Raw genomic sequence first — 23,820 nt, 5'->3', positions numbered from 1 at the left:
CGAGCGGTCCATCGCGGACACCGAGTACCTGACCCGCGAGATCGCCGCGCTGCGCATGGGGCTCGGGGAGGTGGCGACGCGCGACTGGATCCGCTCGGAGTTCGAGGAGCTGGTCAAGGAACTGGAGGAGCGCGGGGTGATCCCCCGCGAGAGTGAGGAAGGCGACCGCTGAGAGGCTTTCCCCGGGCCCCCGGGCTGGCCGTACCATCGACCGTATGGCTACCGACACGTACGGCACCGCCCCGAGCGAGGACGCGATCCGCGACGCGCTCGCGACGGTCAACGACCCCGAGATCCAGCGACCCATCACCGACCTGGGGATGGTCAAATCGGTGGAGATCGCGGCGGACGGCACGGTCGCGGTGGCGGTCTACCTGACGGTCGCCGGCTGCCCCATGCGGGACAAGATCACCACGCTGGTGAGCGAGGCCGTCTCCCGCGTCGAGGGCGTGGCGGGCGTGACCGTCGAGCTGGACGTGATGAGCGACGAGCAGCGCCGCGAGCTGGCCGCCTCCCTGCGCGGCGGCCAGGCCGAGCGCGAGGTGCCCTTCGCCAAGCCCGGCTCGCTGACCCGGGTCTACGCGGTGGCCTCCGGCAAGGGCGGCGTCGGCAAGTCCTCGGTGACGGTGAACCTGGCCGCCGCCATGGCCGCCGACGGGCTGAAGGTCGGCGTCGTGGACGCCGACATCTACGGCCACTCGGTGCCGCGCATGCTGGGTGCCGACGGCCGGCCCACCCAGGTCGAGAACATGATCATGCCGCCCTCGGCGAACGGCGTGAAGGTCATCTCGATCGGCATGTTCACCCCGGGCAACGCGCCCGTCGTGTGGCGCGGCCCGATGCTGCACCGTGCGCTCCAGCAGTTCCTCGCGGACGTCTACTGGGGCGACCTGGACGTGCTGCTGCTGGACCTCCCGCCGGGCACGGGCGACATCGCCATCTCCGTCGCCCAGCTGGTCCCCAACGCCGAGATCCTGGTCGTGACGACGCCTCAGCAGGCCGCCGCCGAGGTCGCCGAGCGGGCCGGTTCGATCGCCGTGCAGACCCACCAGAAGATCGTCGGCGTCGTGGAGAACATGTCCGGGCTGCCGTGCCCGCACTGCGACGAGATGGTCGACGTCTTCGGCACCGGCGGCGGCCAGCTCGTCGCCGACGGCCTGACGCGCACCACGGGCACGACCGTGCCGGTGCTCGGCTCCATCCCGATCGACGTGCGCCTGCGCGAGGGCGGCGACGAGGGCAAGCCGGTCGTCCTCAGCGACCCCGACTCCCCGGCGGGCAGCGCGCTGCGGGCGATCGCGGGCAAGCTCGGCGGGCGGCAGCGCGGTCTGTCCGGCATGTCGCTCGGCATCACCCCGCGCAACAAGTTCTAGGGACGTCCGCCACCCGGCGCCTGCGGCCCGGGGCCCGGCGCGCGCTCAGCGCGTGTACTCGGTGATGTCCTTGATCACCGAGAAGCCCATGCCGTAGGCGCTCATCCCGCGCCCGTACGCCCCGAGGTGGACCTCCCCCTCGGCGGAGCCCGCGAGCACCCAGCCGTACTCGGACTCGCGGTAGCGGAACTGGGTCGGCACGCCGTCCACCGGGAGGGAGAGCGTCGACCAGGCGGGCTCGTCCAGATGGTCGGCCAGCTCCCAGGCGAGGGCCGTCTGCTGGTCCAGCCAGTCCTGGCGCAGTGCGCGCTCCATCTGGGCGGGCCAGGTGCAGGCCAGCAGGCCCGAGCCGGCCAGCCAGGCGGCGGAGGAGACCGAGGTGGCCTCCAGCACGCCCGTGCCGTCGGCGCTGCGGCGCACCGGGCGGCTGGCCACCGTCACCACGACGGCGAAGCGGCGCCGCTCGGTGCCGTGCTCGCCCCGGTCCATCCGAACGGGGGGCGCCTCACCGTGTCCGGTCGAGCCGTGCTCGACCGTGCCGTCGGCGGCGGCACCCACCTGCATCAGCCAGCGCGGGCCCGTGTACGCCTCGTCCAGGCCGTACCAGGGGAAGGACGCCTGCAGATAGCCGTCGACCGCACGCCGGGCGGCGCTCCCGCCCTGCGGCCCTCCCGGCGCTGCGGTCGCGTCCTGGGTGCCGGGCGCGTCGGGCGTACCGCCCCCTTGCGCCCCTACCCGACTCGTCGTCTCCATCTGCGCGGCGCCTCCTCGTAACCCCGTTCACGGGCCCGCCCGCCCCCTCGCGGGCGCTTCGTCCCAAACAAAGGGAGGATAGCCACCCCCGTCAATGGGGCCACGCAGGCGCGGGTCAGGTGGCGTCGGCGTCGAAGGGGGGTCGCTCGTCGGGCCGGAGCGGCTGCGGCTTCTTCAGCAGGTCCGGCGTGGACGCGGCCGTGCCCGCCGCGGCGGAGCCGGAGGCCGGCTCGGGGGTGCGGCCCTGCACGGCGTCGGTGACCTCGGACAGCTCCGCCATCTCGGACTTGAAGTCGAAGCCGTTGCGGATCTCCTTGAGCCCCAGCTCGTCCTTGTCGAGCACGTGCTTGCGGACGAACGTCTTGGGGTTGAGGTCCTCGAACTCGAAGTCCTTGAACTCCGGACCCAGCTCCGAGCGGATGTCCTCCTTGGCGCTGTCGGAGAACTGCCGGATCTTGCGCAGCGTGCGCGACACATCCTGGATCAGCTTCGGCAGCTTGTCGGGGCCGAAGATGAGCACGGCGAGGACGACGAGCGACACAAGCTCGAGGGGTCCTATGTCGAGCACGGTGCAGCTCCTTGATGCGTCCAGCGGCCGGGGGTCCGTACAGGGTCCGTGAGGGGTCCGTACGAGGGTCCGTAAGGGTACAGACCACCTATCACGGTACCTGGCCCGACGGGGCGGCCGGGAGACACCTCGGCCAACATCAGGCCAAGTCCGGGCGTCCCGGCCGGATCTTCGTCAGCTCCGCCCCGGTCAGCCGGCCGAGCCCAGGACCAGCTCGACCGTGCGCTCCTGGCCGCCGTCCCGCTCGACGGACAACCGCAGCCGGTCACCCGGACGGTGACTGCGGACCTTGACGATCAGCTCGCGGCTGCTGTGCACCGCCGTGCCGTCCACCTTCGTGATCACGTCCCGGGGCCGGATGCCCGCCTTGTCGGCCGGGCCGCCGGGCGCCACGGCCGGTCCCCCGGCGCCCTCGGAGTTCACCCGGGCGCCGTCGCCGTCGTACTCCATGTCGAGGGTGACACCGATGACCGGATGCGTGGCCCGGCCGGTGTTGATCAGCTCCTCGGCGACGCGCCGGGCCTGGTTGACCGGTATGGCGAAGCCCAGGCCGATGCTCCCGCCCTGCTCGCCGGCGGCGTCCGAGCGGCTCGCCGAACGGATGGCGCTGTTGATCCCGATGACCCGCCCCTCGGCGTTCATCAGCGGCCCGCCGGAGTTGCCGGGGTTGATGGGGGCGTCGGTCTGGAGGGCGTCCACATAGCTGACGTCGCTGCCGTCCTGCTTGCGGCCGCCCGCGGTGATCGGGCGGTCCTTGGCGCTGATGATGCCCGTCGTGACCGTTCCGGCCAGATCGAAGGGCGCGCCGATGGCGACGACGGAGTCGCCGACGCGGACGGAGTCGGAGTTGCCGAGGGACAGCGGGGTGAGCCCCTCGACGCCCTCGACCTTGATCACGGCGAGGTCGTAGCCGCCGTCGCGGCCGACGAGGGTGGCCTTCGCGCTCTGCCCGCCGTTGAACGTCACGGCTATGGAGCCGCCGCCCGCGGCCGGCTGGACGACATGGCTGTTGGTGAGGATGTGGCCCTGCCGGTCCAGCACGAAGCCCGTTCCGGTGCCGGCGCCGCCCGGCTCGCCGCCGCCCCGCACATGGAGGGTCACGACGCCGGGCAGCGTCCGCGCGGCGATCCCGGCGACGCTTCCCGGGTCCCGCTCCCCGCTCCCGGCCGAGGGCTGCGGCAGCGTGACGTGCCGCCCGAGCCCGCCGCCGCGCTCCAGCCACATCCCGGCACCCCCGCCGACGCCCCCGGCCAGCAGGGCCACCGCGGCCGCGCCGGCGACGAGCTTCCGCCGCGTGACGGTCACGCTGCGGGCCCGGGCGGTGGGTGCGGGTGCGGATGCGGGTGCGGGTGCGGCCCAGGGGTCGTAGCGCCAGGCCGTCTGCGGGTGGTGGGCTTGCGGCTGCGGGAAGCCGGGCACGGGCATCATCGGGGCGTCCGCCGTCGGTGAAGGCGGCGCCGGCACGGCCGGAGCGGCCGGCAGCGGCTGGTGCGGCAGCGGTTGGTGCGGCAGCGGGACACCGGGCTGCTGCCCGGGCGCGCCCGGGACCCGGGCGCCCCGGCGAACCGCACGCCACCACGGCCGTCGCCCCGCAGCCGGCTGCGGGGCCGGCTGGGGCGCGCCCGCGCCGTACGCCGGTGTGCCCGCCGCAGGCGTGGGGTGCTGGACCGGCGGGGCGGGGGCCCAGGGGCCGGGGTGGCCGTAGGGCGGGGTGCCGTAGGGGTCGGGCCGGTGCCGGGGGTGCGGCTCGGCCGCTGCGCCGTACTGGTCCGGTGCGTGCCCGGGTTCCCCGGGTTCCGTGCCGCCGGGCACGGTCTCCGCCGCGTCCATCCTTCTCCCCCACCGTGGTCGTGAGCCCAGCAGCGATTGAACCAGGACGCGGCGGTACCCGCCGACCGGGGTCAGCGGGTGGTGGCGGCGGTGGTCAGGACCAGCGGCGGCAGCACCGGTGCGCCGGAGGGGCGCAGCAGGGACGAGCCGAGGGGCTGGGCCTGGGCCGAGAGCGTGCCCGGGCGCACGGCCGGGCTGGGGGCCGCGACCAGGGAGGCACCCCGGGAGCCGGCCGTGGAGCTGCTGGTCGTCACGCCAGGGCCGCCGCCGCGGGCCCGGGGGGACCCCACGGGCGTCTCCGCCGGCTGCGCGCCGACCAGCGCGAAGGCCGCGAGGGAGACGGCTCCGGCGGCGGCGAAGGCGAACCGCCGCCCGCGCGAGGCGCTGCGCGGCTCCGGCCGCGGCCCGGGCTCCGGGATCCGGTGGACGCGGAAGCCGCGCTCATGGCGCTGGGCGGCGACGGCGGGCAGCAGGGCGAACGTTTCCGCCCCGGGGCCGAAGCCGGATCTTCCCCGGCCGGCGTCCTCCCGGCCGGCATCGTCACGGGCCGTGGGACCGGCGCCGGTGGCGCCGCGGTCGCCTCCGTCGCCTCCGTCGAGCCCGGCGGCCGGCAGGCCCTGGAGGCGGGCCAGCAGCGACTCCGAGAGCGGGGGCGGCGCGGCCTCCGCGAAGACGTTCTTGAGCCGGCGCTGGGCGTCGGCTTCCGCTTTGCACTTCCAGCAGGTCGCGAGGTGCGCCAGCACCCGCTCCCGCGAATCGTGCCCCAGTTCCCCGTCCACCAGGGCCGCGAGACGGTCGCCGAGGTGATGCTCGGCGGGGGACAGACCGCCTGAACCGGTCACGCGATTCCGACCTCCCCACCCAGCGGAACGCCCGGGGCCACGGCCGTCACCGCACGCTGCTCGGCCCGGGCGGCGGGCGAGCGGTGCTGGAGCGCCTTGCGCAGGTGGGAACGGCCTCGGTGGATGCGGCTGCGGACGGTGCCGAGCTTCACGCCGAGCGTCGCGGCGATCTCCTCGTACGAGAGGCCCTCGATGTCGCAGAGCACGACGGCCGCGCGGAACTCGGGGGCCAGCGTGTCCAGGGCCTGCTGGACGTCCGCGTCGAAGTGGGTGTCGTTGAAGTGCTGCTGGGGGGAGGGCTCGCGGCTGGGCAGCCGCTCCGCCGCGTCCTCGGCGAGCGCGTCGAACCGGATGCGCTGGCGGCGGCGGACCATGTCCAGGAAGAGGTTGGTGGTGATGCGGTGCAGCCACCCCTCGAAGGTGCCGGGGGTGTACGTGGACAGGGAGCGGAAGACGCGGACGAAGACCTCCTGGGTGAGGTCCTCGGCGTCGTGCTGGTTGCCGGTGAGGCGGTAGGCGAGGCGGTAGACCCGGGCACTGTGCGTGCTGACGATCTCCTCCCAGGTGGGGGGAGTCCACGCCGCGGCATCCGCATCGGTGGCGAACGTCGCGGTGGTCGACGCGGTGGGAGCGGAGTCGTCGGCGTGGGAACGGTCAGCGGTGTAGGTCACGGATTTCGGCTCGGCGGCGGACCTGCGGAAGCGCCTCAGCACTCCCCGGCGGTCTCCGCCCGCAGCCGCACCTCCCCTGTCGGCTCTGGTGTCCAGTGGAGCCCCTACCATATCCACCTCGCCCGTTAGCTCCGGATAAGCATTTTTACCCGCTTTTTGATCTGCTTTTGGGTCTTGGTCCGCTGTGATCCCGCTCGCCCGGCGAACCACCGGCGTCCGCCGGATCCGGCCACCCCCTTCACCCCTTCCAACGCCCGGTCCCATCTGCGGGTTCCCGTGGTCAGCGGATACAGTCACGGGTGCGTCGACCACGGGGACAGGAGAGGGCCATTACCGCCAACCGGCAGACGAGCTGGGCGTTCGCCGATGCGTTCGTCGCCGAGGACGAGGCAACGCGCTGGGCCCGGGACCGGGCCATCGAGGCGGGCCTGCCCTCGGTGTCGGCCGGCACCGGCGCGGCACTGCGGCTGCTCGCCGGGTCGGTGGACGCGAAGGCGGTCGCCGAGATCGGCACCGGCACCGGCGTCTCCGGCATCCACCTGCTGCACGGCATGCGGCCCGACGGCGTGCTGACCACGGTCGACAGCGACCCGGAGTGCCAGCAGTTCGCCCGCCAGGCCTTCCGCGCGGCGGGCTTCGCCGGCAACCGGGCCCGCTTCATCCCCGGCCGCGCCCTGGAGGTCCTGCCGCGCCTGGCGGACGGCGGATACGACATGGTCTTCTGCGACGGGGACCGGCTCGAGTGCCTCGACTACCTAGCGGAATCGTTGCGCCTGCTGCGCCCGGGCGGGGTGGTCTGCTTCGAGGGCGTCTTCGCGGACGGCCGCACGGTCGACTCCGCCGCGCAGCCGGCGGAGGTCCAGCGCCTGCGCGAACTGCTCCGCGCGGTACGCGAGTCCACGGCCCTCAGCCCGGCGCTCCTGCCGGTGGGCGACGGGCTGCTCTGCGCCGTGCGCCGCTAGGCGCATCCGGCGGATCGCCGTCGGCCGCGGCCCGGTGGGAACACCGCCGGTCCGGCACGTCGTGGTCGTCCGCCGTCGCGGCGGGAGAAGACCCGTCCGCCGCGACGGTGGCGAGCCACCGCGGCGAGGGTCCGGGGGCCTGCCCCCGGACGCTGCCGGTGGCGCCCGTCGTCGTGGGGTACCCGGCCCGAACTGCGGGCCGCGGCCGGCAGGCCCTCGCGCTGCGCGCGGTGGCGGTGCGGCGGGGTGCGGGCCGCCGCCGCGCCGCCGCCGGCCAGGGGTGCCAGGAAACGCCGCTGCCCCGCGCCGGAGGCGTCGGGGCAGGTGCGGAATCGTGGGCCGGTGCGTCAGGCGGTGACCTTCTCCAGGGCCTCGCCGAGAGCCTTGGCCTCATCAGGGGTCAGCTCGACGACGAGACGACCGCCGCCCTCGAGCGGAACCCGCATGACGATGCCCCGCCCCTCCTTGGTCACCTCGAGCGGGCCGTCGCCCGTCCGCGGCTTCATGGCCGCCATGCTCGTTCCCCTTCCTGAAACCAGCTCGTCGCAGCCGACAACCCAGGTGTCACCGGCATCGAACACATTGCTTCCAGGCCATTATCCCGCATCGCGTGACCCGATGACCAACATCGGTCCGCATCCCTTCGGCAACGCGCTGCCGCAAAACCACTCAATTCGCCGATCGAGCGGTACCGTGCGGCCACCATGCCCCCCGCACACGGGTCCGATTCTTTGACGCAGGTCACATGTGCACTGCCGATGATCTCCGGCATGCTGAGCGCGGACCACCATCCGCAGCGACCAGAGGCAGGGACAGCCACCATGGCCGACACCGTGCTGTACGAGGTGAGCGACGGGCTCGCGACGATCACGCTGAACCGTCCGGACGCGATGAACGCGCTCGACGTCGAGACCAAGGTCGCCCTGCGCGACACCCTGCGGCTTGCCGCCGAGGACGACGGGGTACGGGCCGTGCTGCTCACCGGCACGGGCCGGGCCTTCTGCGTCGGGCAGGACCTCAAGGAGCACATCGGCCTGCTCGCCGCCGACCGCGAGAACGGCACCGAGCTGACCATGACCACGGTCCGCGAGCACTACAACCCGATCACCGCGGCGATCGCCGGCATGCGGAAGCCCGTCGTGGCGGGCGTGAACGGGGTCGCGGCCGGCGCGGGCGCGGGCTTCGCGTTCGCCGCGGACTACCGGGTCGTCGCGGACACCGCCGCCTTCAACACGGCCTTCACCGGGGTCGCCCTCACCGCCGACTCGGGCGTCTCCTGGAGCCTCCCCCGCCTGATCGGCCACAGCCGCGCCTCGGACCTCCTGCTCTTCCCGCGCAACGTCGGCGCGCAGGAGGCGTACGAGCTGGGCATCGCCAACAAGGTCGTCCCGGCGGCGGACCTGCCGGCCGAGGCGACCGCCGTCGCCCGCCGCCTGGCCGAGGGCCCGACCGCCGCCTACGCCGCGATCAAGGAGTCCCTCGCCTACGCGGCGGACCACTCCCTCGAGGAGTCCCTGGCCCACGAGGACGTCCTCCAGACGCGGGCGGGGGCGTCGAAGGACCACACCATCGCGGTGGAGGCGTTCGTGAAGAAGGAAAAGCCCCGCTTCCAGGGCCACTGACCGCACCGCCTACGGCGGCCAGGGCGCGCCGCAGTCGCGGGCGCAGGCGGCCCGGCACCGGCCGAACAGCGCCGTCTCGCCTCCCGCCGCACCGGCGGGAAACCCCGAGAACCCCGCCGACCGCCTGCGACAAGGACCCCGCGAAGGTCGCGGCGGGGAAGGAGAACTCCGCCGCGACGGCGAGACGCCCCACGAACGTGCCCGGCGGTGCCCAACCGCCTGCGGCGAGCACCCCAGACGACCGGACCGCCCCGCCGCCCGCCACCGGGCGGCGGGCAAGAAGGCCCCGGCAAGGCGCCGGCCGCAGGCCACCGGCACCCGCCGAACAGCGCCGCCTCACCTCCCGCCGTCGCGGCGGGGAAGGAGAACTCCGCCGCGACGGCGAGACGCCCCACGAACGGGCCCGGCCGGGCCCGGCGCCGCGGCGGGCAGCAAGCCCCCGAGCGAAGCCCCGGCCGCAGGCCGTTGGTCGGGGCCGTTTCTATTCGTCCCCCGCGCGGGAGCGCAGGTGGCAGGTGGATACGTGGTCGTTGACCAGGCCGCACGACTGCATCAGCGCGTATGCCGTCGTCGGGCCGACGAATCGGAAGCCTCGCTTCTTGAGGTCCTTGGCCAGGGCCGTGGACTCCGGCGTCACGGCCGGGACGTCCGCCAGCGTCCGGGGCGCCCGCCGGGACGCCGGCGGGGCGTACGACCAGACGAGCGCGTCCAGTTCGCCGGGAGCCAGCCGCGCAGCGGCCACCGCGTTGGAGATCGTCGCGTTGATCTTCGCCCGGTTCCGGATGATGCCCGGGTCCGCCAGCAGGCGCTCGACGTCCGCCTCGGTGAACGCGGCGACCTTCTCGACGGAGAAGTCCGCGAACGCCGCGCGGAAGCCGGCCCTGCGGCGCAGGATCGTCAGCCACGACAGGCCCGACTGGAACGCCTCCAGGCATATGCGCTCGTAGAGCGCGTCGTCGCCGTGGACCGGGCGGCCCCACTCCGTGTCGTGGTACAGGCGGTAGTCGTCGGCGCCGGGCCGGTCGAGGCCGGTCCAGGCGCAGCGGGCCAGGCCGTCGGGGCCGACGGTCACCGAGGGGGTGGCGGCGGTCATGACGGCTCGTCCTCCGGTGCGGTGTCGCCGACGAGGCCGGGGCCGCCCTTGGCGGCGGCCTGGGCGCCCGCGAGCGCGGCCTCCAGTTCGGCGATGCGCGCGTCCCGCTCGGCGAGTTCGGCGCCGAGCCGGTCGAAGGCGTCGTCGGCGTCGGCCATCCGGTAGCCGCGCAGCGTGACCGGCAGGCGCAGCGCCTCGACGTCCGCGCGGAGCAGCGGGCGCCCGGCGGGCAGCGGCCACGCGACGCGGTCCGGCGCCGCCTCGGGCAGCGCCGCGCCCGGGCCGCCCCCGGCCACGGCGAGCGTGACCGCGGCGACCACCACGACCAGCGCGATGAGCAAGAACCAGAACACGGCCGTCTCCCCGTCAGTCCTCCGTCAGCCAAAACGTCCACCCCGATCGTGCCATGCCGCACTGACAGCTAAGGTCGCTGGCGGGCCACGACGGGCGGGCCACGAGAGGGAGTACGGAAAAATGCTGCGGCTGGGACGACGCGAGTTCGACGCTCACGAGCCGGTGATCATGGCGATCGTCAACCGGACGCCCGACTCCTTCTACGACCAGGGCGCCACCTTCGACGACGAGCCCGCGCTGGCCCGGGTCGAGCAGGCCGTCGCCGAGGGCGCGGCGATCATCGACATCGGCGGGGTGAAGGCCGGTCCGGGCGCGGAGGTGTCCGCGGAGGAGGAGGCGCGCCGCACGGTCGGGTTCGTGGCGGAGGTGCGGCGGCGTCACCCGGACGTGGTCATCAGCGTCGACACGTGGCGGCACGAGGTGGGCGAGGCGGTGTGCGAGGCCGGGGCCGACCTGCTGAACGACGCGTGGGGCGGCGTCGATCCCCGTCTCGCGGAGGTCGCGGCGCGGTACGGCGCCGGGCTGGTGTGCACGCACGCGGGCGGCGTCGAGCCGCGCACCCGCCCGCACCGGGTGGCGTACGACGACGTGATGGCGGACATCCTGCGGGTCACGCTCGGGCTGGCCGAGCGCGCGGTCGCCCTGGGCGTGCGGCGCGACGGCATCATGATCGACCCGGGGCACGACTTCGGCAAGAACACCCGGCACTCGCTGGAGGCGACCCGGCGGCTGGGCGAGATGACGGAGACGGGCTGGCCGGTGCTGGTGTCGCTGTCGAACAAGGACTTCGTGGGCGAGACGCTGGACAAGCCGGTGAAGGAGCGGGTGCTCGGCACGCTGGCCACGACCGCCGTCTCGGCGTGGCTGGGGGCGCAGGTCTACCGGGTGCACGAGGTGGCGGAAACGAAGCAGGTCCTGGACATGGTGGCGTCGATCGCCGGCCACCGCGCCCCCGCGGTGGCCCGCCGCGGGCTCGCCTGAACCGCACACCACTCCGGCGGACGGAGTCGGACCGGGCCGGCCTGAGCCCCCCGCCCGCCGCGACGGCCTGAGGGCACCGCGGCGGGGGGCCGGCGGCATCCGCGATCGTCGCGGGCCGCCGGACGGGCGCTACGCTCCCGCCTCCTTCGTGACCAGCACCACCGCCTCCTCCACGTCGTCCGTGACGTGGAACAGCCGCAGGTCGTGCGGACCTGCCTTGCCACCGGCGACGAGCGTGCCGCGCAGCCAGTCGACCAGGCCGCTCCAGTAGTCGGAGCCGAAGAGGACGATGGGGAAGCGGGTGACCTTCTTCGTCTGGACGAGGGTGAGGGCCTCGAACAGTTCGTCCAGCGTGCCGAGGCCGCCGGGCAGGACGACGAAGCCGCTCGCGTACTTCACGAACATCGTCTTGCGGACGAAGAAGTAGCGGAAGTCGACGCCGAGGTTCACATACGGGTTGATGCCCTGTTCGAAGGGCAGCTCGATGCCGAGGCCGACGGAGACGCCGCCGGCCTCCATCGCGCCCTTGTTGGCGGCTTCCATGGCGCCGGGCCCGCCGCCGGTGATGACGGCGAAGCCGGCCTCGACCAGGCCGCGCCCGATGGCGACGCCGGCCTCGTACTCGGGCGTGCCCCGCTGCGTGCGGGCCGAGCCGAACACGCTGATGGCCGGGGGCAGTTCCGCGAGGGCGCCGAATCCCTCGACGAACTCGGACTGGATGCGCATGACCCGGAAGGGGTCCTCGTGCACCCAGTCCGCCGTGCCCCGGGTGTCCAGCAGGTGCTGGTCGGTGGTGCCGCTCTGCATCTGGCTCTGCCGTCGCACGACCGGTCCGCGGCGCTGTTCCCGCTGTGCTCGGGTGACCTCGGGATTGCCCATACCGTGCTCCCTCCGCTGGAGATCGTTGCAGTTCAGCGTAGGCGGGTTCAGGCGGTGAGCCAGGCCCGCAGCCGCTCCTCGCACTGGATGATCCGCTCGGCGACCACGTGCTCGTCCCGCTTGTGCGCGTAGAGCGGGTCGCCCGGTCCGTAGTTGACGGCGGGCACGCCGAGCGCGCTGAAGCGGGAGACGTCGGTCCAGCCGAACTTGGGGCGGGCCGTGCCGCCGACGGCCGCCATGAACGCCTGGGCGGCGGGGTGGGCGAGGCCCGGCAGCGCGCCGCCGGAGTGGTCGTCGACGACGAACTCGGCCACGCCGCAGCCGGCGAAGACCTCGCGGACGTGGTCGACGGCCTCCTGCTCGGTGCGGTCGGGGGCGTAGCGGAAGTTCACCGTGACGGTGCAGGCGTCGGGGATGACGTTGCCGGCGACGCCGCCCTCGATGCGGACGGCGTTGAGGCCCTCGCGGTACTCCAGGCCGTCGATGACGGGTCGGCGCGGCTCGTAGGAGGCGAGCCGGGCGAGGATGGGCGCGGCGGCGTGGATGGCGTTGGAGCCCATCCAGGCGCGCGCCGAGTGGGCCCGCTCGCCGGCCGTGCGGAGCAGGACGCGCAGGGTGCCCTGGCAGCCGCCCTCGACCTGGGCGTCGGAGGGCTCCAGCAGGACGGCGAAGTCGCCCGCGAGCCAGTCCGGGTGGGCGGCGGCGACGTGCCCGAGGCCGTTGCGGGCCGCGGCGACCTCTTCGTTGTCGTAGAAGACGAAGGTCAGGTCGCGGTTGGGGGCGGGGACGGTGGCGGCGACGCGCAGCTGCACGGCGACGCCGGACTTCATGTCGCTGGTGCCGCAGCCCCACAGGATCCCGTCCTCGTCGAGCCGGGAGGGCACGTTGTCGGCGATGGGGACGGTGTCGATGTGGCCGGCGAGGACGACGCGCTCGGCGCGGCCGAGGTTCGTGCGGGCCACGACGTTGTTGCCGTGCCGGTCGACGGTCAGGTGCGGCAGGGCCCGCAGGGCGGTCTCGATGGCGTCGGCGAGGTCCTTCTCGTCGCCGCTCACGGAGGGGAAGTCGACGAGCCGGGCGGTGAGGGCGGCGGCGTCGAGGGACAGGTCGAGTGCGGCGTGATCCATGCCGCGAGCCTAACGCCAGGCTCCACCGTACGGACCTGCCGGAAGGCGGCCCGGGAGGTCCAGCGCGGCCTGTGGCGGGTCTCTGAAGTAACGTGACCCGCATGTCCCGGATCTCCGCCGCTCGCCGTGGCCGACTGCTGCGTACCGTGGCCGCCTGCGCCGTCCTGCTGGCACTGATCGGCTACGGGCTGGCGCAGTTGCTGACGGGTGGTTCCGGGGCGCCGCGCTGCACGGTGCGGGCGAACGGCCAGTCGTACGCGCTCTCGCCCGAGCAGGCGGTGAACGCGGCGACGATCTCGGCGGTGGGGTCGGCGCGCGGGCTGCCCGAGCGGGCGGTGACGATCGCGCTGGCCACGGCGATGCAGGAGTCGGGGCTGCGCAACATCCACCACGGGGACCGCGATTCGCTGGGGCTCTTCCAGCAGCGGCCGACGCAGGGCTGGGGGACGGCCCGGCAGATCACCGACCCGGTGTACGCGGCGGGGAAGTTCTACGACCACCTGGTGGAGGTGCCGGGCTACTCGCGGCTGCCGCTGACGGTGGCGGCGCAGAAGGTGCAGCGCAGCGGCTTCCCGCAGGCGTACGCCAAGCACGAGCCGGACGCCTCGCTGCTGTCGTCCGCCCTGACCGGCCGGGCCGGTGGTTCGTTCAGCTGCACGACGAGCCCGGCGGACGGGAAGCCGGGCGACCCCTCGGCCGTACGGACCAAGCTGTCGCGGGAGTTCGGTGTGGGCGTGCTGCCGGTGGTGGCGGGCGGTGGCACGGGCGGTGACGGCCGGGGCGGCGCGGGCCGCACGGTGACGGTGCCCGTGCAGCCGGTGCCGATGTCCGCGGAGGACGGGACGCGGAAGCGCGGCTGGGCGCTCGCGTCGTGGGCCGTGGCGCACGCGGCGGAACTCCGCATCGAGCGCGTCTCCTTCGGCGGCCGGGTGTGGACGGCCGAGGAGTCGAAGGCCGGGTGGCGCGGTTCCGGCAAATCCGACGCGGACTCCCAGGCCGTCGTCCGCATCACCACCGTGCAGTAGTACGACCGGCCACCCCTCGGGGCTATGCGCGGCGTACCGGAGTTGCCGTGGCCGTTCCCGTCGTACGCGTACGCGAAACCTGCCGCGCTTCAGCCCGCCGACCTTGTGACTAAAGGCTTGTCGGCCTTCCGTACCGGCCGATGAATCGCCCTCTTTTGTCAGGGTTTTCGGTCGGCATATCATGCGACGCATTGCCAACTCTTTACGTTGGCGCACCGCAACCTTCGTGCGGCTCACGCGGTAGTCCATGCGTCCGTTCGCCGGACAGCAACCGACCTCCCACTCCGTCACAAGGAGCAACATGTCCCTCCCCCTCACGCGTCGGATCGCCCGGGTCGCCCTGCTTGTCGCAGCGGGTGCCGCTCCCGTCGTCGGCGCGGCCGGCTCTGCGAGCGCCGCGGACCTCGTGAAGGCCCCCGACCTGGGCGGGCTGAGCGCGGTGGACAGCACGCAGGCGGTACACACCCTCGACTCGACCGCCCAGCAGGCCGGCGGCGTGACGGAGGTCGGACAGAAGGCGGTCAACTCCGCCGTTCCGACCACGACCAACGCCGTCGCCAAGGCCACCAAGTCGCAGGCCCCGGCCGCGCAGAAGGTGACCGGCCAGCTCTCGGGCGGCGCCGGCCAGGCCCTCGGCCAGACCGCCAAGGACCTGCACGTCCCCGTCCCGGGCGAGCTGCCCGTCAAGAGCCCCCTCGGCTGAGCGGACGACACCGGCCGCAACCGCATCGCGGACGGCACGCGAAGGGGCCCGGGAGCCGACTCCCGGGCCCCTTCCGCACGTCCGGACGGACCGGCGGACCGGCGGACTATTCGGCCAGCCGGCGCACGGCCGCCTCGACCCGCTCGTCCGTCGCGGTGAAGGCGATCCGGACGAACCGCTCACCCGCCGCGCCGTAGAAATCGCCCGGCGCGACCAGGATGCCGCGCTTGGACAGCTCGCCGACCGTGTCCCAGCACGACTCGTCCCGCGTGGCCCACAGGTACAGCGACGCCTCGCTGTGCTCGATCCGGAAGCCCACGCCCTCGAACGCCGCACGCAGCGCGGCGCGCCGGCGGGCGTAACGCTCGCGCTGCTCGGCGACGTGCGCGTCGTCGCCCAGCGCGGCGATCGTCGCGGCCTGCACCGGGGCGGGGATCATCATGCCGCCGTGCTTGCGGATCTGCAGCAGCTCGCCCAGGACGGCGGCGTCGCCGGCGAGGAACGCCGAGCGGTAGCCGGCCAGGTTCGAGCGCTTGGACAGCGAGTGGACCGCGACGATGCCCTCGTAGGAGCCGCCGCAGACGTCCGGGTGCAGCACGGAGACCGGGTCGGCCTCCCAGCCCAGCTCCACGTAGCACTCGTCGCTGAAGACGAGGATCCCGTGCGAGCGCGCCCAGGCGACCGTGCGGCGCAGCTCCTCAAGGGTCAGCACACGGCCGGTCGGGTTGGACGGCGAGTTCAGCCAGAGCAGCTTCAGACCGGCCGGGTCGAGCTCGGTCGGGTCGTCGTAGACGACGGGCTCGGCGCCGCACAGGCGGGCGCCGACCTCGTAGGTCGGGTAGGCCAGACGCGGGTGGGCGACCTTGTCGCCGGCGCCGAGGCCCAGCTGGGTCGGCAGCCAGGCCACCAGCTCCTTGGAACCGACCACGGGCAGCACGTTGGCGTGCGCCAGGTCCCGGGCGCCCAGGCGGCGCCCCGCCCAGCCGGTCAGCGCGTCGCGCAGCGCGGGGGTGCCCCACACGGTGGGGTAGCCGGGGCTGTCGGCGGCCTCGGTCAGCGCCTTCTGGATCAGGGCCGGCACCGGGTCCACCGGGGTGCCCACGGACAGGTCGACGATGCCGTCGGGGTGAGCGGCGGCCGTGGCCTTGTACGGCTCGAGCCGGTCCCAGGGGAAGACGGGGAGACGGGAAGAGACAGGGCTCACGGTGATCGGTTGCTCACTCTCTGGCTCGGTACTCGCTCGCGGGAAGAGCGGAGGAACGGACGCGGCCCCGCACGGCGACGGGGCCGTACGGGGCCGGGGCTGTGCGCCGCCCGGGGTCAGTGACCCTCACCCATGGGGGGCAGCGCGGCGATGAAGGGGTGGTCCCGCTCGATCAGGCCCAGCTTGGAGGCACCACCGGGCGAACCGAGCTCGTCGAAGAACTCGACGTTCGCCTTGTAGTAGTCCTTCCACTCCTCCGGGGTGTCATCCTCGTAGAAGATGGCCTCGACCGGGCAGACGGGCTCACAGGCACCACAGTCGACGCATTCGTCCGGGTGGATGTACAAGGACCGGGAGCCCTCGTAGATGCAGTCGACGGGGCACTCCTCGATGCATGCCTTGTCCTTGACGTCGACACAAGGCTCTGCGATGACGTAGGTCACGCTGTCGTTCCTCCTCGGTAAGGGGTCACCTCGCGCGGGAGCGCGGCGTCGTCGATGCCCACACCTAGTATCTCCCTCCCCGGGCACATGACGAACAAGAGGGGCGAACAGAGCTGTGGAATTCACCACGCGCGGACGGCTTGAGGTCCGGATCACCACGGCAGATGTGGGGAAAAGGGTCTCTGTACGGAAACTGAACGACTCCCCGGGGTCACCGGAGCGGTTCACCGACGCGGTCGGCGTGCTGACCTCCTGGGAGGGCGGTGTGCTGCGGATCACACGACGGTCCGGGGAGGTCGTCGAGGTGCCCGAGTCCGCGCTCGTCGCGGGCAAGGTCGTCCCGCCCGCGCCGCCGCGCCGGCGGGGTCCGGCGGCGACCGTGCGCGAGCTCCAGCTGATCGCCTCGCGCGGCTGGCCCGCCCGCGAGACCGAGTCGCTCGGCGACTGGACCCTGCGCGCGGCGGGCGGCTTCACCACGCGCGCCAACTCGGTCCTCCCCCTCGGCGACAGCGGCCTGCCGCTGCCGGAGGCGGTGGAGCGGATCACCGACTGGTACGGCCGGCGTGGCCTGCCCGCCACGGTCCAGATCACCACCGGCGACCCCGCGCGCGACGAGGAGCTGGACGCGGAGCTCGCCCGGCGCGGCTGGACCGGCGAGCGCTACGCCCTCATGCGCACGGCGCCCCTCGCCCCGATCGCCGACCTCCCCCATCGCCTGAACGGCATGGGAGGTGCCCCCATGCCGGACACCGGTGACGTCCTCCTGACCCGCGAGCCGGACCCGGCCTGGGTGCGCGCGTACGGGCGCGAGGGCGCCGACGCGCCCGACGCGACGGCCGTGCTGACCGGCGGGCCGTCCGTGTGGTTCGCGACCGTCCCGGGCGACGACGAGGGCCCCGCGGCCATGGGCCGCTGCGTGGTCGACGGTCGTTGGACCGGCTTCGCCGCCCTGCACGTCTCCCCCGCCCGCCGCCGTCAGGGACTGGGATCCCTGGTCATGGCCGGGCTGGCCCGGCAGGCCCTCGCGGAGGGTGCCTCCGCCGCGTATCTGCAGGTCGAGGCCGACAACGGCGCGGCCGCGGCGCTCTACGACGAGCTGGGCTTCACGACCCACCACGCCTACCACTACCGCCGCGCGCCACAGCGGTAGCCACAGGCGCACCATGGAAACCGACGGCATGCACCAACACCGCCCCCAGCGGGTACGAGGCTCGGTATGTACGACACCACGACCCGGCACCGCCGCTTCGCCCGTGCGGCCCGCGAGTCCCGCCCGGACCTGGCGCTCCTGTGCCTGCTGATCGCGACGGAGGCCCGCGCGGCACGGGCCGGGGTGGACACCGCCACCCTGGACGCCGGCCCGGACGGGACCGTCGACGGGACCGCGGACGACGCCGTGGAGGACGCCGCCCCGGACCCGGACGAGCAGCGGATCGACGCCGCGCAGATCGAGCTCGACCGGCTCACCGGGATGCTGCCCGCGCTGGGGCGCGGCGCCGAGCCCCGGCAGTGGGCCGAGGCGCTCGCCGCCCTGCTCGGCGAGCGGTGTGGCTTCCACGGGCTGCCCGCCGACTACCGGCGGCTGGAGTCCTCGCTGCTCGACGAGGTCCTGCAGCGGCGGCGGGGGCTGCCGATCCTGCTGTCGGTGGTCTGGCTGGAAGTCGCCCGCCGGGCGGGGGCGCCGGTGTACGGGGTGGCCCTGCCGGGGCACTTCGTCGTGGGCTTCGGCGATCCGCACGGGCGGCACGTGCTCGCCGACCCGTTCGACGGCGGGCGGATCCTCTCCGAGGAGGAGGCGGGCCTGCTCGTCGCGGGCGCGACGGGGGCGCCGCTGGCGCCGTCGATGTTCTCCCCGGCGGATCCGCTGGAGATCGTCCTGCGCGTGCTCAACAACATCCGCGCCTGGGCGGCCGCCCGCCCCGAGCGCAGCGACGTCCAGCTGTGGGCGGTGGAGCTCTCCCTGCTCCTCCCCAGCCACCCCGCCCAACTGCGCTACGAGCGCGCCGAGCTCCTCGTCGAGCGCGGCGACTTCGCGCGCGGCGCGCGGGAGCTGGAGGAGTACGCGTCGGTCATCGCCGCGCTCGAACCGAGTGTGGCCGAAACGGTCCGCCACCAGGCGCTCGCCGCGCGGGCCATGCTGAACTGAGGGGGTACGCCGGCGGCACCGCAAAAACTGCGGCGCAGCCCCCGGTCTACAGCCAGCCCTTGTCGCGGGCGATGCGGACCGCTTCCGCGCGGTTGCGCGCGCCCGTTTTCTGGATCGCGGTCGAGAGATAGTTCCGCACCGTGCCGTGCGAAAGGTGCAGCGCCTTCCCCAGCTCCGCGTTCGTGGACCCGTCCGCGGACGCGGCCAGCACGGCCCGTTCGCGGTCCGTCAGCGGGTTCGCGCCCTCCGCGAGGGCCGCCGCGGCGAGCGTGGGATCGATGACGCGCTCCCCCCGCAGCACGCGCCGCAGCGCGTCCGCGAGCCGCGCGGCCGGCGCGTCCTTGACGAGGAAGGCGTCCGCACCCGACTCCATGGCCCGGCGCAGATAGCCGGGCCGTCCGAAGGTCGTGAGGATGACGACCTTCAGCCGCGGCAGCTCCCGCCGCAGCAGGGCCGCGGCCTCCAGCCCGGTGAGCCCGGGCATCTCGATGTCGAGCAGGGCCACGTCGACCGGGGTGGCGCGGGCCGCGTCGAGGACCTCGTCGCCTCTGGCGACCTGGACGACGACCTCGATGTCCCCCTCCAGGCCGAGGAGCGCGGCGAGCGCCTCCCGGACCATCGACTGGTCCTCGGCGAGGAGGACGCGGATCGTCTGCTGCGGCTGTGCTGTCACAGCAGGACAGGGTAGGCCGCCCGCCACGGCGCCGCTCAGTGGCTGCGCTCCCTCGGAGCCTCCGGTTCCGTCACGGCGGCGGGCCGGGACAGCGGCACGCAGGCCCGGAGCAGGAATCCGCCGCGGGCCCCCTGGCCGGTCTCCAGGCGGCCGTTGGCGAGGGCGAGGCGCTCGGTGAGGCCGGTCAGGCCGTTGCCGTACGGCCCGGCGGGGCCCCGGCCGTCGTCGGTGACGGTCAGGCACAGGTCGTCCCCGGACTCGGCGAGAGCCACCTCGCAGCGGCGCGCCCCGCTGTGCCGTACCACGTTGGTGACGGCCTCGCGCAGCGCCCAGGCCAGGGCGCCCTCCGCGTCGGGGGCGAGGTCGGGGAAGGTGCCGGCGGCCCGGCCGAGGTCGGCGTTGACGCCGGCCGCCGCCAGGGCGGTGCGCGCCCCGGCGAGTTCCGCGTCCAGGGTCGGCCGGCGGAAGCCGCTGACCGCCTCGCGGACGTCCACCAGCGCCTGCCGGCTGACCCGTTCGATGTCGGCGACCTGCTGGGCCGCCTCCTCGGGCCGCTCCGGCAGCATCCGCCCGGCCAGCTCGCTCTTGAGGGTGATGAGGGAGAGCGAGTGCCCGAGCAGGTCGTGCAGGTCGCGGGCGAGCCGCAACCGCTCCTCGTTCGCGGCGAGGTGGGCGACGGTCGCACGGGCCTGGCGCAGCTCCCGCATCGTCCGGCCCATCTGCACCACGGCAATCATGGCGGCGCCGCCCAGCAGGGTGGGCAGGACGAGCAGCAGCAGTTCGGCGATGCCCGCGCCTTCGAGCAGGCCGAGCCCGAAGACGCACAGGGCGATGAAGGGCACGGTCCGCAGCCCCCACTTCAGCGGCAACAGCACGCCGCTGGAGATGGAGACGTAGACGAGCAGCACGGTCCAGGGGCGGCCGAGGGTCAGCGACAGCGTCACCGCCAGCACGAACAGCTCGGCGAGCAGTCCGACCTGCCAGCGGGCGAGCTCCTCGCCCCGCCGGCCCAGCACGAGGACGAAGTAGGAGAGCACGAAGGCGGTCAGCCCGGCCCAGCCGAAGGCGGTCGCGACGGTCGTGTGCCGTCCCGCCGTCAGGTCCTCCACCGCGTAGTAGAGGTACGACATGTACAGCACGGTCCAGCAGCTCTTGGCCACCAGCTGGCGCAGGTCCTCCGGCGCCCGCCCGACCTGGATGAAGGCACCGGCCGCGGCCTCTTCCACGCGCTCGCTCATACTCGCAGCCTCAGCTCTTGTGCGTGTCCTTGCGGTACATCCACGCTGCCACACCGGCGAACAGCACCAGGTAGAAGAAGAGGATCACCAGGTCCTTCGCCCCCGGGGCGTCCCCGCGCTCGATGGCCTGGCCCAGGCCGGCGTAGGCATGGGTGGGCACGTACTCGACGATGTTCCGCAGCCACTGCGGGAACTGACTGGCGGGGAACCAGAGGCCGCCCAGCGCCGCCAGCAGGAAGTAGACCGCCATGGCCAGGGGCCGCACCGCGTCCCCGGTGGCCGTGTAGCCGATGGCCACGCCCAGCGCCGCGAAGACCAGGCTGCCCGCCCAGATCACGCCCAGCAGCGAGGCCCACTGCCAGGCGTCCAGCCGGACGCCCTTGGACACGGCGGCGACCAGGAAGACGGCCACGATGGCCGGCAGTGACACCACGGACGCCGAGGTCATCTTGGACATCACGTAACCGTGGCCGGGCAGCGAGGTGAGGCGCAGCTGGCGGACCCAGCCCTTCTCGCGCTCCTTGGCGATCCGCTCGGCGTTGCCGATGAGCACCGAGGTGAGGGCGCCGAAGGAGGCCATGGAGACCATGTACAGCACGGGGAAGGTCAGCTTGCTGTCGCCGATCGTCTCGTCGCCCTTGACGCTGGCGGTGAACACCAGGTACAGCATCGCCGGATAGAGCACCGAGAAGAACATGAACTTCTTGTTGCGCAGGGTGCGCAGGATTTCCAGCTTGATCAGCGTGTTCATCGGTTCGCCTCCTCGGCGGTAGCGGCGTCGGTGATGGCGATGAACGCCTGCTCCAGACCGAGGCCGGCGACCTCGAGGTTGCGCGGGTAGAGGCCCAGCGAGTAGAGCGCGTGCACGGTGGCGTCGGCGTCGTGCGACTGGATGCGCACGGTGCGGCCGGATATCTCCAGCGAGGAGAGGAAGGGCAGCTCGCGCAGGGCGGCCTCGCCGATGTGCCCGTCCAGGTCGAAGACGATCCGCCGGGCACCGGCCTTGGCCTTGATCTCGGCGGCCGAGCCGTCCGCGATCACCCGGCCGCGGTGCAGGACGACGACGCGGTCCGCGATCGCGTCGGCCTCCTCCAGGTAGTGCGTGGCGAAGAGGATCGCGCGGCCCTCGTCCGCCTGCTTCCGCATCGTGCCCCAGAACGCCTGGCGGGCGCTGACGTCCATGCCGGTCGTCGGCTCGTCGAGGACGATCAGCTCGTTCGCGCCGGCCGTGGCGAGCGCGAACCGCACCCGCTGCTCCTGGCCGCCGGAGAGCTTGTTGACCATGCGGTCGGCGATCTCGGTGATCCCCGCCTGCTCCATGACCTGCTCCACCGGGTAGGCCCTGCGGTGCAGGTTGCACGCCAGCCGCACCAGCTCGCGGACCTTGACCTCCTCCATCAGGCCGCCGCTCTGGAGCATGGCCCCCACCTTGCCCTGCTCGATGGCCCGCTGCGGCGAGGTGCCGAACAGCCGGACGCGGCCGGCGTCCGGGTTGCGGAGCCCCAGCAGCAGGTCGAGGGTGGAGGACTTGCCGGCGCCGTTGGGGCCGAGCAGGGCGACGGTCTCGCCCGGGTAGAGGTCCAGGTTCAGGTCCGCCACGGCACGTACGGTGCCGTAGCTCTTGCTGACGTTCTCGAAGCTGACCACGGGGGCGCCGGTGTGGCGCCCTTCCCCCGTGTAAGCACTTGCTGTAGTGGTCATGCCGACAATCTTCGCCGCCCGGCGGCGGCACGGGCAGTGTCGGTCGTCGTGACCTGAGGATGACAGATGTCATGTCCGGCCTGATGCGGGCGAGCCCCCGTGCCGGGTGGGGCACGGGGGCTCGCCGGCGGCGGTGCGCCGGGGCTCAGCCGCCGTTGACGTTGATCACGCCGACGCGCTCGGCGGGCGTCTTGCCGAGCAGCGCCTTGCGCAGCGCGCCGACGACGTCCTGCGGGGTGACGGGCTTCCTGGTGCCGTCGCCGCGCTGGATGAGCACGCCGTTGAACGCGCTGCCGTACAGCTCCTTGACCGCGTCCAGGTCGTAGTTGTCCACGAGCTTGCCGTTGACCTCCTTGACGGAGAGGATCTTCGGCAGCGAGCGCTCGGGACCGAACTGGATCTTGTGTGCCGGGTCGGTCTGCACGGTGACCAGGCCGGACATGGCGGGCTCCGCGAAGCTCTTCATCATCCGGTCGACCTCGGCGTTGCTCACCTTGGGCTGCTGGTCGGAGCTCGGCAGCTCGACGGCCTTGTCCTGGCCGGTGGCGGCGCGGTCGCGGTAGGCGCCGGAGACGGCGGCGACCGCCTTGTCCACGTCCAGCCCCTGGTGCGGCTTGCCGTAGACGGCGACGGCCTTGCCCGGCTCGAACTTGATCGTGCCGTCCTGGGAGACGCCGGTCTCCCCGGCGAGCCGCTTGAGCGCGTCCGCGATCTTCTCCTCGTCCGCGACGACGGTCGGCTCCGCCTTGCGCGTGCCGCCGACGAGCGAGCCGATGACGGTGAGGGGGTTGTAGTCCCGCCCGGCGGCCGCGCGCACGGTGGCCTGCGTGTCGATGGACAGACCCGCGACGGACGGCTTCAGCTCGCCCGTCTTGCCGCCGACCGTCACCTTCAGCGGCGCGGTCGCGCGGTCGCCGAGGGCGGAGTCGAGCTTCTGCACGGCCTGCTCCTTGGACATGCCGCCGATGCCCACGCCGAGGACGGTGGTGCCGTTCGGCACGTCCGCGTGGTCCAGCAGCAGCCCCGCCCCGTAGGCCAGTCCGACGAGGCCGACGATCGCGCCGCCGGCCAGGACGAGCTTGGAGCGGCCCTTCTTCTTCGGGGCGCTCTTCGGCGCGCTCTTCGCCGCCGCGGGCTTCGGCGCGGGCGGCTTGGGCACGGCAGGCTTGGGCACCGCCTGCTTGGGCGCCCCGGCGTCCGCGGGCGCCGCCGCGGCGGGCTTGGGCTTGGGCACGGGCACGCGGGGCGCACCGCTGTCTATCGGCCCCTTCCGCGCGGGGGTGACCGGCGGCACGCCGCTGACGAGCGCCTCGCCGTTCGGCTGCGGCGCGGGCGCGGGGGCGGGGGCCTTGGGCCCGCGCTTCTTGCCCTTCCCCTGCGGGGGGCTGCTGGGGGTGCCGGGGGCCTGCGGGGTGCCCTGCGGGACGCCGGGGGCGGGGAACTGCTGGGTGGTCTCGACGCGGGTCCACCCCTGGCCCTTGCCCTGGCCCTTGCCGGGCTGCTGCTTCTTCTGCTGCTGCGGCTGCTCCGGCGCCGGTGCGGCGCCGGTCGCCGCGGAACCGACCGGCCAGTCGTCGACAGCACCGACCGCCGGACCGCCCGGAACCGGACCCGCACCGGTCGTCGAACCGT

24 protein-coding genes and 1 pseudogene are annotated in these 23,820 nt (G+C 73.7%); 8 read left to right on the top strand and 17 right to left on the bottom strand.

What is annotated here, in order from left to right:
* Nucleotides 1–215 precede the first annotated feature (215 nt).
* On the top strand, nt 216–1,373 hold the full coding sequence (locus AB0K09_RS03265; RefSeq protein WP_366063524.1) for an Mrp/NBP35 family ATP-binding protein: 1,158 nt from the start codon (nt 216–218) through the stop codon (nt 1,371–1,373).
* Between the two features lie 45 nt (nt 1,374–1,418).
* Here AB0K09_RS03265 and AB0K09_RS03260 read toward each other — a convergent pair whose 3' ends face one another.
* The 5 genes from AB0K09_RS03260 to sigE all read right to left on the bottom strand — a co-directional run bounded on the left by AB0K09_RS03260 (nt 1,419) and on the right by sigE (nt 6,148).
* Nucleotides 1,419–2,126, bottom strand: coding sequence for a hypothetical protein (locus AB0K09_RS03260; RefSeq protein ID WP_366063523.1), 708 nt, complete (start codon nt 2,124–2,126; stop codon nt 1,419–1,421).
* A 115-nt stretch (nt 2,127–2,241) separates the two neighbouring features.
* Nucleotides 2,242–2,694 (bottom strand): sec-independent translocase, encoded by a 453-nt coding sequence (locus tag AB0K09_RS03255; protein WP_366063522.1) that lies wholly within the window; start codon nt 2,692–2,694, stop codon nt 2,242–2,244.
* A 189-nt stretch (nt 2,695–2,883) separates the two neighbouring features.
* The gene (locus tag AB0K09_RS03250; RefSeq protein ID WP_366063521.1) at nt 2,884–4,524 is read right to left on the bottom strand and encodes a trypsin-like peptidase domain-containing protein; all 1,641 of its coding nucleotides are present in this window, start codon (nt 4,522–4,524) and stop codon (nt 2,884–2,886) included.
* Between the two features lie 71 nt (nt 4,525–4,595).
* Nucleotides 4,596–5,366 carry a zf-HC2 domain-containing protein gene (locus AB0K09_RS03245; RefSeq protein ID WP_366063520.1) on the bottom strand — a complete coding sequence of 257 codons (771 nt, stop codon included), beginning with the start codon at nt 5,364–5,366 and terminating at the stop codon, nt 4,596–4,598.
* Nucleotides 5,363–6,148 carry an RNA polymerase sigma factor SigE gene (sigE, locus tag AB0K09_RS03240; RefSeq protein WP_366063519.1) on the bottom strand — a complete coding sequence of 262 codons (786 nt, stop codon included), beginning with the start codon at nt 6,146–6,148 and terminating at the stop codon, nt 5,363–5,365. Before sigE ends, AB0K09_RS03245 begins: the two co-directional genes overlap by 4 nt.
* A 188-nt stretch (nt 6,149–6,336) precedes the next feature.
* Here sigE and AB0K09_RS03235 point away from each other — a divergent pair, with 188 nt between their 5' ends.
* A complete protein-coding gene (locus tag AB0K09_RS03235; protein WP_366063518.1) occupies nt 6,337–6,999 on the top strand; it encodes an O-methyltransferase in 663 nt (220 codons plus the stop codon).
* Nucleotides 7,000–7,346: 347 nt separating this feature from the next.
* Here AB0K09_RS03235 and AB0K09_RS03230 read toward each other — a convergent pair whose 3' ends face one another.
* Nucleotides 7,347–7,514, bottom strand: a complete 168-nt coding sequence (locus AB0K09_RS03230) for a DUF3117 domain-containing protein (protein ID WP_179198936.1) — start codon at nt 7,512–7,514, stop codon at nt 7,347–7,349.
* Nucleotides 7,515–7,820: 306 nt separating this feature from the next.
* Between AB0K09_RS03230 and AB0K09_RS03225 the strand changes: the two genes are divergently transcribed.
* Nucleotides 7,821–8,621 (top strand): enoyl-CoA hydratase-related protein, encoded by an 801-nt coding sequence (locus tag AB0K09_RS03225; protein WP_366063517.1) that lies wholly within the window; start codon nt 7,821–7,823, stop codon nt 8,619–8,621.
* A 481-nt stretch (nt 8,622–9,102) separates the two neighbouring features.
* Here AB0K09_RS03225 and AB0K09_RS03220 read toward each other — a convergent pair whose 3' ends face one another.
* Nucleotides 9,103–9,714, bottom strand: a complete 612-nt coding sequence (locus AB0K09_RS03220) for a DNA-3-methyladenine glycosylase I (protein WP_366063516.1) — start codon at nt 9,712–9,714, stop codon at nt 9,103–9,105.
* Nucleotides 9,711–10,067: a hypothetical protein gene (locus AB0K09_RS03215; protein ID WP_366063515.1), complete on the bottom strand. Its 357-nt coding sequence runs from the start codon at nt 10,065–10,067 to the stop codon at nt 9,711–9,713. The genes AB0K09_RS03220 and AB0K09_RS03215 overlap by 4 nt, the downstream gene beginning before the upstream one ends.
* A gap of 121 nt (nt 10,068–10,188) precedes the next feature.
* Between AB0K09_RS03215 and folP the strand changes: the two genes are divergently transcribed.
* Entirely contained in the window at nt 10,189–11,049 is an 861-nt protein-coding gene (gene folP / locus AB0K09_RS03210; RefSeq protein ID WP_366063514.1) for a dihydropteroate synthase, read from the top strand.
* A gap of 129 nt (nt 11,050–11,178) precedes the next feature.
* Here folP and AB0K09_RS03205 read toward each other — a convergent pair whose 3' ends face one another.
* Together AB0K09_RS03205 and dapE are read right to left on the bottom strand one after the other, a co-directional pair.
* On the bottom strand, nt 11,179–11,928 hold the full coding sequence (locus AB0K09_RS03205) for a TIGR00730 family Rossman fold protein (protein ID WP_366063513.1): 750 nt from the start codon (nt 11,926–11,928) through the stop codon (nt 11,179–11,181).
* Nucleotides 11,929–11,975: 47 nt separating this feature from the next.
* Nucleotides 11,976–13,055 carry a succinyl-diaminopimelate desuccinylase gene (gene dapE, locus AB0K09_RS03200; RefSeq protein ID WP_366063512.1) on the bottom strand — a complete coding sequence of 360 codons (1,080 nt, stop codon included), beginning with the start codon at nt 13,053–13,055 and terminating at the stop codon, nt 11,976–11,978.
* Nucleotides 13,056–13,156: 101 nt separating this feature from the next.
* On the opposite strand from dapE, the gene AB0K09_RS03195 reads away from it, so the two are divergent.
* Nucleotides 13,157–14,080 carry a hypothetical protein gene (locus AB0K09_RS03195; protein ID WP_366063510.1) on the top strand — a complete coding sequence of 308 codons (924 nt, stop codon included), beginning with the start codon at nt 13,157–13,159 and terminating at the stop codon, nt 14,078–14,080.
* Between the two features lie 301 nt (nt 14,081–14,381).
* The gene (locus AB0K09_RS03190) at nt 14,382–14,783 is read left to right on the top strand and encodes an ATP-binding protein (protein ID WP_366063509.1); all 402 of its coding nucleotides are present in this window, start codon (nt 14,382–14,384) and stop codon (nt 14,781–14,783) included.
* Nucleotides 14,784–14,889: 106 nt separating this feature from the next.
* Here the strand turns inward: AB0K09_RS03190 and dapC are convergent, their stop codons facing one another.
* Nucleotides 14,890–15,987, bottom strand: a complete 1,098-nt coding sequence (gene dapC, locus AB0K09_RS03185; protein WP_366063508.1) for a succinyldiaminopimelate transaminase — start codon at nt 15,985–15,987, stop codon at nt 14,890–14,892.
* Between the two features lie 116 nt (nt 15,988–16,103).
* Entirely contained in the window at nt 16,104–16,430 is a 327-nt protein-coding gene (gene fdxA / locus AB0K09_RS03180) for a ferredoxin (protein ID WP_366063507.1), read from the bottom strand.
* Between the two features lie 115 nt (nt 16,431–16,545).
* Between fdxA and AB0K09_RS03175 the strand changes: the two genes are divergently transcribed.
* A complete protein-coding gene (locus AB0K09_RS03175) occupies nt 16,546–17,580 on the top strand; it encodes a GNAT family N-acetyltransferase (protein ID WP_366063506.1) in 1,035 nt (344 codons plus the stop codon).
* 66 nt (nt 17,581–17,646) lie between these two features.
* A complete protein-coding gene (locus AB0K09_RS03170) occupies nt 17,647–18,576 on the top strand; it encodes a transglutaminase-like domain-containing protein (RefSeq protein WP_366063505.1) in 930 nt (309 codons plus the stop codon).
* A 46-nt stretch (nt 18,577–18,622) separates the two neighbouring features.
* Here the strand turns inward: AB0K09_RS03170 and AB0K09_RS03165 are convergent, their stop codons facing one another.
* The 5 genes and pseudogenes from AB0K09_RS03165 to AB0K09_RS03145 form a co-directional block, all read right to left on the bottom strand.
* A complete protein-coding gene (locus AB0K09_RS03165) occupies nt 18,623–19,249 on the bottom strand; it encodes a response regulator transcription factor (RefSeq protein ID WP_366063504.1) in 627 nt (208 codons plus the stop codon).
* A gap of 35 nt (nt 19,250–19,284) precedes the next feature.
* Nucleotides 19,285–20,487, bottom strand: coding sequence for a sensor histidine kinase (locus tag AB0K09_RS03160; protein ID WP_366063503.1), 1,203 nt, complete (start codon nt 20,485–20,487; stop codon nt 19,285–19,287).
* Nucleotides 20,488–20,497: 10 nt separating this feature from the next.
* Complete coding sequence (locus AB0K09_RS03155) at nt 20,498–21,238, bottom strand: ABC transporter permease (RefSeq protein WP_366063502.1); 741 nt, start codon at nt 21,236–21,238, stop codon at nt 20,498–20,500.
* Nucleotides 21,235–22,188, bottom strand: coding sequence for an ABC transporter ATP-binding protein (locus tag AB0K09_RS03150; RefSeq protein ID WP_366063501.1), 954 nt, complete (start codon nt 22,186–22,188; stop codon nt 21,235–21,237). Before AB0K09_RS03150 ends, AB0K09_RS03155 begins: the two co-directional genes overlap by 4 nt.
* Nucleotides 22,189–22,333: 145 nt before the next feature.
* Nucleotides 22,334–23,820, bottom strand: a pseudogene (locus tag AB0K09_RS03145) (hypothetical protein); the annotation flags it as partial.

The organism is Streptomyces sp. NPDC049577, from assembly GCF_040675635.1.
In the GTDB taxonomy this organism is placed as follows: Bacteria; Actinomycetota; Actinomycetes; order Streptomycetales; family Streptomycetaceae; genus Streptomyces.
The sequence above is the reverse complement of the archived record's forward strand: the minus strand, read 5'-3'. Positions and strand labels throughout refer to the sequence as shown.